Here is a 12110-nt window from a genome sequence, read left to right as displayed (position 1 = left end):
AATTAATATATTTTAAATTATATTACATATTTGTATAAAATTAAAGACTACTGACACTTTGTCAGCAGTCTGAAAAAATAGAAGTATCTAATTTGATACTTCTATTTTCTATATTTTAGCCTTCCATAATTTCTTTATAGTTTACTGGAATTTCATTTCCTGCTAGCTTATATGCTAAAAGTGCAGCACCATTCCAAGGTTCTAATTCAGGTTCTTGTAATTTGCACTTTAAGCCAGCTTCTTCAATCATTCTAGCTAAAGGTTCTAATATATGACGTCCAGCTTTAAATACTCCACCAGTATATGAAACTACGAAATCATTTGTAAATTCTAATGTTTTTGATAATGATTTTATGTGTTTAAATAGGTTTTCTGCTGCCTCTTCAAATATTCTCTTTGCAGCTGGGCAGCCTGCTTCTGCTGCTAAGAAGCATATTTTAGAGAATCCAGCAAGCTGTGTTCTATCTTGCTTTAACCTATTAAATACTATGTCAACAATTTCAAAATCATAGCTAATATTATATTCTTTTTCTAAAATATCAACTAAAACAGTTTTTTCATTTCTTCCATCTTTTTGTTTTGTATATTCATTTATTGTTCTAATACCTATCCAATATGCACTAGCATCATCACCAATTCCAGGACCCCAGCCACCACATCTTGCTAATTTACCAGATTCATTTCTTCCATAAGCTATACTTCCTGTTCCAGCAACCATATTTATTCCAGGTTTACAAGCTGTACCAGCAGCCCAACCATTAACTGCATCATTATCTATCATATATGGAACAGTCATTATTTCTTTAATAGCTTCATCTATTTTTAGCTTGTCCTCTTGACTTTCTCCATATCCAGGAACACCAGCAAATACAAATGCAATGTCCTTTGCTTCAATATTAGCTTCTTTACATAACTTAGATATATTAGTAGTTATCTCTTCCTTTATACCATTTATCCCAACTTGATGAATGTGAATAGTTTTACTTTCACAATCTCCAACCCTTTCAAGTTTATCGTTTACAAGAAGGTAACGAGTTTTTGTACCTCCACCATCAATTCCTAAATAATACATTTTTGTACCTCCAATAATCTCTCATAAATTAAATAATTTGTACTAAATATTTTGATTTTATACTTTTGTATTAAGAATTTATAGTTATACTAGGAAATTTTAATACATATTTATTATACTTTAATTTATTGGGTCTTTAAACAAAATTTTTATTTTTTGTGAGAATATATAAAATTTTTTCAAATTTTTCTAATACAATAAAATATAAAATTGCTTAATATATAATAAAATATATTAAGATAGCATTATTAATAATGGAGTTTAAAGTGGTTATTACACCGGGAATAAATAATTTAGAATTTGACTACAGCAATGGAATTAAATACTTTACCTTAGTAGCAGAAGAAGTTAAATTAGAACTTATAAAAGGATTATATGTAAAGGCATGGGGATATAATGAATCTGTTCCTGGCCCAACTATTATAGTGGATCCAGGGGATAATGTATGTATACGAGTAATAAATAAGCTACCTCAGAGAACTAGCGTACATTGGCATGGGTTAGAGGTACCTAATAATATGGATGGTGTACCACCTATAGAAGATTCACCTTATATAGAACCTAATGAGTATTTTGATTATAAGTTTAAAATTAATAATCCACCAGGAACATATATGTATCATTCTCATGTTGATGTTATGGTACAGGATAATGCAGGTTTATTAGGTGGAATAATTGTTAATGATCCAAAGGATAATAAGAGAAAACATTATAAGGATTATTTAATTTTATTACAAGAGTGGGCTGTAGATAAATTACCTTGGGCAGATATTAATCCAGGAGTTTATGATTTAACATTTAAAATGCCAGAATTTAATTTCTTCACAATGAATGGTAAGTGTTATCCAGAAACTAAACCTATTCCAGTAGAATATGGGGATACAGTTAGAGTTAGATTTGGAAATATACAAATGCATCATCATCCAATTCATTTGCATGGACATCAGTTTAAAGTAGTAGGAGCGGATGGATTTCCAATAAGAAGAAAAACACAAATTTATAAAAATACAATTTTAGTAGCATCAGGAGAAACTTGGGATATTGAGTTTATAGCAAAAAATCCAGGAATTTGGCCAATGCATTGTCATATGCCACATCATGTAACAAATAATGGTGATCCAGGTGTTGGTGGAATGTTTACTACTGTAAACTATGTATAACATAAATCATTGCTAAAAATTTTTTAGCAATGATTTTTTTATTAAAGAAGATTTATAACATATAAGTAATAATAAAAATGCTTGCAAAATTAGTATTAATAGAAGATTAATATGCTCAAAAGAACATTACTATGTATTTAGGAATAACTTATTAATAAATACTTTATGGAGTGAAATTATGGGTTATTATATTAGTGTGGAGTCGAAAATTAAAGTATATGTAGAAGATATTAATGAAAATGGAAATAAGACAATTATCTTTTTACATGGATGGCCAGGAAGCCATGAACTATTTGAGTATCAATATGATTATTTAATACAAAAGGGAATTAGATGTATTGCTTTAGATCAAAGAGGCTTTGGTAAATCAGATAGACCTACATGTGGATATGATTACGATACATTAAGTGATGATGTTAAAGCTGTAGTAGATCAATTAGAGTTAAGTAATTTTACATTATTAGGACATTCTACAGGAGGAGCTATAGCTATAAGATATATGGCAAGACATAAAGGAAAAGGCGTAGATAAACTAATACTTTGTGGGGCAGCAGCACCAAGTTTAATTAAACGTTCATATTTTCCTTATGGATTAAGAAGAGAAGCAGTTGAGGAAATAATAAAAGGAACATATAATGATAGACCTAAAATGTTAAAGGATTTTGGAGATACATTTTTTTATAAAAGACATAGTAAGTGGTTTATGGAATGGTTTTTGCAATTAGGATTCCAAGCAGCAAGTTGGGCTACTGCAGAGGTTGCTAATACTTGGCTTAATGAAGAAAAGTTGTTTGAAGATATTAAAGAAATAGATGTTCCAACATTAATTATTCATGGTATACATGATCAAGTATGTTTATTTTCTTTAGCAGAAGCACAAAAAAATCTTATTAACGATTCTAAGCTAGTAAAATTTAAAAATAGTGGTCATGGAGTCTTTTATGATGAAAAAGATAAGTTTAATGAGGTAATGTTAAGTTTTATTGAAGAGTGAGATAAATACGTGCTTAGTTATACAGTCATTATATATGGCGAGATACACTTTATGTTTTAAAATATATTGATATATATAAATAAAGATACTAGTACTTAAAGAAAAATGGTAATTAATAAGAAAATAGTTTATTTATAAAACATATGTATAAGCTATTAAAAATTAAAGAAAGGAGCTATGATAAGATTTAATTAAATTATTAAATCCTATATAACTCCTTTTTAAAAATTTATAGTTAAAAAATAATTAATCTATTATAGGGAACTATCGCTTGCAACTACACCAGCTGCAGAACAAGTTACACTTGCTGGATCAGAAGTATTTGGAAATGTAAAAGTTCCAGTGAATTTTACTGAACATTGATCTCTAGTAGGTGTGTTAACAGTTGCACGTACACAACTACAGCTTCTTAATTTTAATCTTAAAATTGCACAAGCTTCAATAGCTGCTTCATAAGTGCATACATTATCAACAACATTATTTACAGGTGCATTACATATAGCAGATAAATATATAGAAGAGCCTGTTGGAGTAGTACATTGAGATGCAGCAGTAGCTACTGGAATAGGTGCATTTATAATAAATGGAATAGAACCTACTACTCTTATATTATATCTATTACAACAACTTGCATTACAACATGGTTCAATTTTGCAAAATAAAGCACTTAAATCATATAAAATTGTAGGTGTTGCAAGTGTATTAAGGTGAAAGTTAGTTGGTAAGTTTGCTGAACAGCAAAAGGTAACAGTATTATTAAATGAAGTAGCACAAGTATCGTCAACAGCAACGAATTCCATACATGAACAATCTACTTTTTCAAAATCATTATACATAATTATTTCTCCTTTGTTTTTTATTATTAATCATTAGTTATAGTATATATTATGGGAGAAAAACAAATATGTTACATAAAAAATAATATTATGAGAAAATTTCTTGTTAATATATATATACAATATTTACTTTATAGAGTTTTTACAAATTATATGTTAATATAATTATGTTACTAAATAAATTTAAGAGGAGATAACAGTGATAAAGAAACAATGTAAGCAATGTGGAAAAGAATTTGTATTATCAGATTCGGAAATTAAATTTTTTAAAGAGAAAAAATTAGAGCTACCTAAAAGATGTAGTGAATGTAGAAAAGAAAATAAAAATAGTAAAGTTAATAATAATGACAAAGTTAATAATAATGACAAAGTTAATAATATAAGTAATGTTAAAAAAGATAATAACTATAAAAGCCATAGCTATGATAATAAAAGAAGTGGAAATAAAAAAACATTTAGAAGCATTATAGCAACTGGATTAGTAGTTTTAGTTTTACTTTTAGGTAAAATATTTAATATAGAAATTAACTGGCAAGATTTAAGTACAAGCTTTGGAAATGAACAAACTAATGTTTCTCTTGAATTTAGAAATGAAACTATGTGGGAAGAGCATTTTGTAAAACATGGAAATGAGTTTGATTATGACACAAAAGAAGAATACTTAAGAGGAGCAAATGAAGTTATTAATTCATCATCTTCTAAACATAAAATAGAAGCAGAAGATGGAGATGATATATATTATGATGTTAATAAAAATGAAATTGTATTTGTATCATCAGATGGATACATAAGAACATATTTTAAACCTAGTGATGGTATAGAATACTTTAATAGACAGTAAAATAAATGTTTATATGAAAATATAATAAAAAGTTTAAAGGGACAGTAAATAGATGTGTTAAAAAACAATTTATTTACTGTCCCTATTTTAATAATTTGAATAATATAAGTATGTAGAGAAAAGAGGTGATAAAAATGAAAGCTATAAATGTAGGAGATAAATATTACTTAGTAGAAGCAGATGGAAAAACTTTATTAGAACTAACAGTGAAAAACGTATTAGAAAAAGATAATATTAGATTAATATTTTTTATAAGCGATAATAGTTGTGATTTTTGGAATGGAGCATATTCAGTAGAGGAATCTAATATAGGAAAATTTATTTTTTCATCAAAAGAAGAAGCATTATCACATATTATAAAATAATTATTTGTAAAAAATATCGATAAAAATATAAAAATAAAATATATTTTTAGGAGAATTTAATAAAAAAAGCAATAAAATATTTAAGATTTAATTTATAGATTTAAAGCAGTGTCATATTTTGACATTGCTTTTTGTATATATATTTAATTTTATTTCAATAAAATTAAATATATAATATTAATATAATGAAAATAATATACGATAAAATGTAATAATTTAATAAAAAATAAAATAATAAAATAGCAGAGTGTTAATATTGACAAAGAGGAAAAAGATTGATATTCTTTTAAAAGATGGTAAAAAATAGAATAAAAAGGGGGATAAAAAATGAAAAAAAACAAAAAAGCAAGTAATAATTTGGGGAAAAGGCTTGCAAGTGGTTCATTAGCAGCAACATTAATAGTATCATCAATGATGCCTAGTAATGTATTAGCAAATTCGAAAAGAGAGGAATTAAAGGATATTTTTAATGAATTAGTAAATTCAGAAAAAGAAAGTTTATATTCTAATTCTTTAGAGATTAAATTGGAGGAAAATCCAATAAAGGATGGAGTTGATATAACTACAGACGAATATCAATCAGTAATTATCCAATTCAAATCCTTACCATTAATAGAAGCTATGGAACAAAATAATGGAGTAGCTACATATTCATTAGAAAATGAAATTAATAATGACCATCAAAAGTTTAATGAATTTTTAGCATCTATGACAAAAGAAAGAAGTGCTAGTTATTCAATAAAACATTCATACTATAACACTTTTAATGGAGTAGCACTAGAGGTAAAAGGAACAGATATTGAAGCTTTATTAGAGAGTGGTGTAGTTAAAGCAATTTGGAAAGATGAAGTTGCTATGACTGAACCAGAAGGCCTTGTTACTGAAGTAGAAAGTTATGATTTAAGCTCAAGAATGGTATCAAGTACTCCTTTAATTGGAGTTGATAAGCTTAGAGCAGAAGGAATAACTGGAGAAGGGATTAAAGTTGGTGTATTAGATACAGGGATTGATTATAATCACCCAGATATTAAAGCTAACTATAAAGGTGGATATGATTTTGTAGATGATGATAATGATCCTATGGAAACAACATATGATGATTGGAAAAATAGCGGACAAGTTGAATATTATGGTGAAAGTAGCTATTATACATCTCATGGTACACACGTATCAGGAACTATAGCAGCAACAGGAAGCAATACAGAAAGTGAATTTGCAGTAACTGGTATAGCACCAAATGTTGATTTATATGGATATAGAGTTTTAGGACCATATGGAATGGGCTCAAGTTCAGATATAATAGCTGGTATTGAAAAAGCTGTAGAGGATGGAATGGATGTAATAAACTTATCATTAGGAATATCTGTTATTGATCCATTATATCCATCATCAGTAGCTTGTAATAATGCAGCTTTAGCAGGAACAATTCCAGTAGTTGCTAATGGGAATGCAGGACCAGAATTTTCTACCTTAGGTTCTCCAGGAACATCACCATTAGCTATTTCAGTTGGAGCTAGTAGTACAGCTATTAAATTAGAAACTTTTGATGTTTCTCTTTTAAATGGAAGTTCTGTTAGTGGTAGATTACTTAGTAAAAATTATGAAGGATTAAATACATTTATAAATCAAGAGTTTGAAGTTGTTTATGGTGGCTTAGGTTACGAATATCAACTTGAAGAACTTGATATAAATGGAAAAGTTCTTTTAATAGATAGAGGAGAAATTACTTTCGTTGAAAAGCTTACAAATGCCAAAAATGCAGGAGCAGTTGCTGTAATTATAGTTAATAATATTGAAAATGCAGAGTTAAATGTTTATTTAGGTGAAGCAGTAGATACTCTTCATAGTGTTGGAATAACAATGGAAGATGGACAAGCTTTAAAAGAAGCTATTGCAGATAGTGAAGAACCATTTAAATTAAGCTTTGAAGTTAATGGATATACTGCAACAGAAGCTGATTTATTAGCTGATTTTAGTTCAAGAGGGCCATCGTCTGATGAAACTATTAAACCAGATGTAGTAGCACCAGGTGTATCTATATTCTCAACTTATCCAGAATATATAAATAGTCCAGAGGATGGGATTGATTATAGTGCAGCATATTCAAGAATAAGTGGTACTTCAATGGCAACTCCTCATGTTGCTGGTGTTGTAGCTCTTATGCTTCAAAATAATCCAGAATTATCAGCTTCAGATGTTAAAGTTGCATTGATGAACACATGTGATGAATTAGCTGATGATTATGCTATTAATGCAATGGGCGCAGGAAGAGTAAATGCTTACAAAGCAGTTCACTCTGATATTGCAGTTAAGGTATTAGATACAACTAATAGCTTAAATGAAAATGAAGAAAAAATAGAAATAGATTATATTACAGGTTCATTATCTTATGACAGAATAAGAAAAGGCAATGAAGATTCTAAAAAATCTTTACCAATTCAAGTAGATAATAATGGAACTGAAAGCAAGAACTTTAATGTTACAGTAAGATACTTAGGTGAAGATGAATTAGCTCAAAATGCAGAATTAAATAACGTGACAGTTAGTGTACCAGAAAATATAGTTGTTAATGCTGGAGAGTCTGTTAATTTTGATGCAACTATAAATCTTCCAAAAGATGCAGAAGTGGGAAGATATGAAGGATATGTAATATTAACAAATTCAGCAGATGAAGTTGAAGAGTATGTACTTCCTTTTTCTTCAACGTATGTAGTACCAGGAATTGAATCAATAGAACTTTCAAGACCAGCAGTAAGTAATGATTTAGAAATGATGCATTTTGCTAAGATTTTAGGAGCAACTGCAACAGTATCAGTTTCTTCTCCTTTAAAATCAGTAGCATTATACGTTAAGGATTATGAAACTAAAGAAGTATTTGGATACTTAGGAACAGCAGATTTTTCTAACGTACCTGGTGGTTCAAGCTTTAGCTTTTATGCTTTAAATTCTAGAGCAGCATACTTCCCGATGGAAGATGGAAAAGTAACTGAAAATATTACAAGATCATTAAAAGACGGAAAATATATAATTGAATTTGTAGCAAAAGATTTGGAAACGGATGATGTATATGTAGTTGAGAAAAATATACTAATAGATAATGAAGATGCTCAAATGACACTTGAAAAAGAAGGTGGGGTATATGAAATAAGTGATGATATGTACACTGCTGAAGAGTATTTAGGTCAAGAATATGAAGTTTTCTGGATTCATGGCAATGTTACAGATAATAGTATAAGTGAACTTCAACAAATGGGATATAAAACAGATGCTTCTGATATAATAATAAGTGGATTTGTAAATGGAATGCCATATTTATCATTACCTATAAGTGAAAATGGAGATTTTAAATTTGGTATAGAAAAATCAGATTTAAGGTATGGACAAGTGTATGAATTTTCACCAATGCCGATAGATGTAGCAACCTCACAAAACTTATTTAAGCAACCAAGATACTTCTTTGTTAAGGAAGGTTCTCCATATACAGGGGTAACATTAAGTAAGGATGAAATGTCATTAAATGATACTATTACAGCTACAGTTACAACTCATAATTTATCTGAAGGTAGCACTTTTGATATGACTTTATCTTATGCAAAAGGCTTTGAACTTTTAGATTTAAGAGTTAATAGTGAGCTTCAAAAAATATTAGATGAAAATAACTATACTGTAAATATAGAAAAGAGCATAACTGGGACAGTTATTAAAGCTCTTAAGATAAAACTTTCAGTTATTGATAAAGATGGAAATGCAGTTAATATTTCAGGTACTAATGGAATAATAGATGCAGATTTTAAATTAACTTATGATAGTGAAAGCGAATTCTATAGAGAATATATACAATGTGAAGGCTTAGAAATCAAAGATAAGGATGGAAATTATGCAGATATGTCCTTTAACTCAACTTATGAAGGGGTGGATATAGTTCCAACAACTTCAACAATATTTGTAAGTCAATTAGCCGAAGGATTTAGTGAAGCACTTACAATAGGTTCTTATACTGAAGATTTAGATAAGTATATATGGGTTGAAGATAACAATGGAAATAAATATGAAGTAGAATATGATGATACTATGGCTATATACTTAGCAGTTAATCTTCCTGTAAGTGAAGAAGAGTATACGGTAGTTAGTGCGCTTCCAGGACACTTCAGAAAAGAAGCAAGATTTATTCCATATAGAACTATAGATGGTGAAACAGTTTCAAAGGTATACTATTTATTAGGTTCAGAATTCTATAGATATATTGCAGCAGGAGATGTAAATGGTGATGGATGGGTAGATATCTTAGATGCTTTAGAAGTTGAAAAGTATTATGGTCAAAACGTTGATTATAAGGTAAATCCAGTAGATTTTAACTTTGATGGTGTAGTTAATCAATATGATATGGACTATATTGTATATAATTTTGGACAATACAATGAACAAGTGGCAGAAGGTCAAGCACAAGAAGCTTATGAAGGTAGAACATTAGATGATATATTAGATAATATTGGATATAATTTAGAGATTAGATTAGAATCTGTTTCATTGGATAAGGGAAATCTTTCTTTAGAGATTGGAGAAAGTGATAAATTAAGTGTTACACTTAGCCCAGAAACTTATACAGGAAAAGTTACATGGAAATCATTCTGCGATGATATTGCAACTGTTGATGAAAATGGTGTAGTTACTGCTGTTAATTCAGGAATAACTTATATAAAAGCATCAGTAGATAATGGACAAGCTAATGTATATTGTTATGTGGAAGTAACAAAAGATGGAGTAGTTATTCAAGTAGAAAGTGCAACTACAAATAATGAAGACTACGAAATGAAGGTTGGAGAGGAGCAAGAATTAGAATTTACAGTTAATCCAGAAGATGCTGTTATTAAGTCAGTAGATTTTGTTTCAGCAGCTAATAGTATTGTTACTGTAGTTGATGGAAAAGCAATAGCTAAATCTCCAGGAACTACTATAGTTACAGCAGATATAAATTCAGGTTCGGCAACAGTAACTTGGGAAATAACTGTAACAGAAGCTGATATCGAAAATCCAGAAAACCCAGGGGATTCTGATGATAAAAATGATGGAGGCAATGACTCAGATGATAAAAATAATGAGGATGATGGTTCAGTAGATGTAAAACCTAATCCAAGTGAAAAACAAAATAATAATCATAAGCTTCCTAATACAGGTGGAAGAGCAAGCATGCCAATATTAGTTGCAGCTATAGTTATGATTGGTGCAGGAATAAAAATTAGAAAACGTAAGTAAAAAAATATATTAAATAAATAAGAAGGTATGTATCAAAGTTTATTTTGATACATACCTTTTCTTAGTTTAAGACATTTAATCCTAAGTCTAATAAATTAGCAAATAATGATAGTGTATTAGTTGATGGAACAACATTATTTTTTATGTCTAATAATTTTCCAAGTCCATAGCTAGTATATATATTAACAGTTGGGAAAGTATTTTCATCACCTAAATCACAAATAATATCAGTTTCTTTTAAAGATACCATATTGGTATTATCAGTAGGGTTTATAAACTCATAAAGTCTAGTTTTGTAATTATGTCTTAAAACTTTTACTTTATCAGTAACTTTTATTTTATTAGTTTTATTTTTTATATCATATTTAGATATAGATGATGCTATATTATTAATTACAAAATAACGAACATTTCTTTTAAAATCTACTTTATCTTTAAATTCTTTAAGTCTTTCTAAATTTAAATTAATATCTACTGATATTTCTTCTTTTTTTAAGTTATTAAAGCTTTCTTTTATATAATTTATTTCTTCATTATCATTTACTTCTTTAGCTAATATATCCATACAATTTCTATAGATATCTTCAAAGTAATTAAAAGGAAGAGCATATTTGATATTATTTAAAATTAAATAAACCTTAAATTTAGAATAACTAGCACCAGTTTTAAATGAGTAATTAATGTCAACTAATAACATCTCATTTAAATCAGATGTATAGAAAGTTACTTTTTCAATTCCATTACTATATTGGGAAGTATAATTTTCATTTTTACATAATGATTGTGTATATTGATTTATTATATAAGTACCTTTAAATCCAAGTTCATCAATAGAGGCTACTCTTAGAGAGGTCTTTACTGATAATTTTTTTAAATTAACGTATGGTCTATTTTCACATACATTATTTTCAGATATTATTCTCATAATTTATCTCCTTATTATATGTTATGTAATTAGTCGTTAAAACAATAAAAGTTTAAATTTATACAAAAAAATAAATCTTATATAATATAAGATTTATTTTTGGTAGCGGGGACAGGACTCGAACCTGTGACCTTTGGGTTATTAGCCCAACGAGCTGCCAACTGCTCCACCCCGCGATATTATATTGTGCAAAATTCATTGCTTAACTTATTGAATTAAGTATATCAAAGTAAAGTTATAAAGTCAAAATTGTATTGTCTCATATTTAGTCTTAAGAAGAGATAGCATAGAATATAGTAGTATATGCTACTATATAATCCTTAATGATACTAATTATGTAGTGTATTATAAAATCACATATGATTTCATAAAAGAAATCATTTTAGCAGTTTTCTATATGATTTGTACAGTAATTAAAATAAGCAAAAAAAATAAACCCTATAGTAAGAATAAGATCTATTTATTGGTTGCGGGAGTAGGACTTGAACCTACGACCTTTGGGTTATGAGCCCAACGAGCTGCCAACTGCTCCATCCCGCGATATTATGTTGTGCAAATTACTTTGCCTAACTTGTTACTTAAGTATATATCAATGAAACAATAAAGTCAAAATCAAATTATGTCGTATTTAGCCTTAAGAGTGTAAGAACATAGCATATAGTCT

General features: G+C 28.4%; 8 protein-coding genes and 2 tRNA genes. 5 read left to right on the top strand and 5 right to left on the bottom strand.

From position 1 onward, the window contains the following. Nucleotides 1–115: 115 nt before the first annotated feature. A complete protein-coding gene (locus LPC13_RS09650; protein WP_005215436.1) occupies nucleotides 116–1072 on the bottom strand; it encodes an N-acetylglucosamine kinase in 957 nt (318 codons plus the stop codon). A 266-nt stretch (nucleotides 1073–1338) separates the two neighbouring features. On the opposite strand from LPC13_RS09650, the gene LPC13_RS09645 reads away from it, so the two are divergent. After that, the gene (locus LPC13_RS09645) at nucleotides 1339–2232 is read left to right on the top strand and encodes a multicopper oxidase domain-containing protein (protein ID WP_234088769.1); all 894 of its coding nucleotides are present in this window, start codon (nucleotides 1339–1341) and stop codon (nucleotides 2230–2232) included. 178 nt (nucleotides 2233–2410) lie between these two features. Beyond that, the gene (locus LPC13_RS09640) at nucleotides 2411–3226 is read left to right on the top strand and encodes an alpha/beta fold hydrolase (protein WP_005215433.1); all 816 of its coding nucleotides are present in this window, start codon (nucleotides 2411–2413) and stop codon (nucleotides 3224–3226) included. A gap of 254 nt (nucleotides 3227–3480) precedes the next feature. Here LPC13_RS09640 and LPC13_RS09635 read toward each other — a convergent pair whose 3' ends face one another. Then, a complete protein-coding gene (locus tag LPC13_RS09635; RefSeq protein WP_005215431.1) occupies nucleotides 3481–4062 on the bottom strand; it encodes a hypothetical protein in 582 nt (193 codons plus the stop codon). A 199-nt stretch (nucleotides 4063–4261) separates the two neighbouring features. Here LPC13_RS09635 and LPC13_RS17175 point away from each other — a divergent pair, with 199 nt between their 5' ends. The 3 genes from LPC13_RS17175 (at nucleotide 4262) to LPC13_RS17105 (ending at nucleotide 10521) form a co-directional block, all read left to right on the top strand. Continuing rightward, nucleotides 4262–4903 (top strand): zinc-ribbon domain containing protein, encoded by a 642-nt coding sequence (locus LPC13_RS17175; protein WP_005215430.1) that lies wholly within the window; start codon nucleotides 4262–4264, stop codon nucleotides 4901–4903. Between the two features lie 134 nt (nucleotides 4904–5037). Continuing rightward, entirely contained in the window at nucleotides 5038–5268 is a 231-nt protein-coding gene (locus LPC13_RS09625; RefSeq protein ID WP_005215428.1) for a hypothetical protein, read from the top strand. A gap of 327 nt (nucleotides 5269–5595) precedes the next feature. Then, nucleotides 5596–10521, top strand: a complete 4926-nt coding sequence (locus LPC13_RS17105) for a S8 family serine peptidase (RefSeq protein WP_320414755.1) — start codon at nucleotides 5596–5598, stop codon at nucleotides 10519–10521. A gap of 61 nt (nucleotides 10522–10582) precedes the next feature. Here LPC13_RS17105 and LPC13_RS09605 read toward each other — a convergent pair whose 3' ends face one another. From LPC13_RS09605 to LPC13_RS09595, 3 genes are all read right to left on the bottom strand, one after another. Beyond that, on the bottom strand, nucleotides 10583–11446 hold the full coding sequence (locus LPC13_RS09605; protein ID WP_195245052.1) for a hypothetical protein: 864 nt from the start codon (nucleotides 11444–11446) through the stop codon (nucleotides 10583–10585). A gap of 100 nt (nucleotides 11447–11546) precedes the next feature. Next, nucleotides 11547–11622, bottom strand: a tRNA-Ile gene (locus tag LPC13_RS09600). Between the two features lie 288 nt (nucleotides 11623–11910). Then, nucleotides 11911–11986, bottom strand: a tRNA-Met gene (locus LPC13_RS09595). Nucleotides 11987–12110: the final 124 nt, after the last annotated feature.

Source organism: Clostridium celatum, assembly GCF_021412605.1.
Classification (GTDB): Bacteria; Bacillota; Clostridia; order Clostridiales; family Clostridiaceae; genus Clostridium; species Clostridium celatum.
Note: the sequence above shows the minus strand (reverse complement) of the source record. Positions and strands in the feature narration are given on the sequence as shown.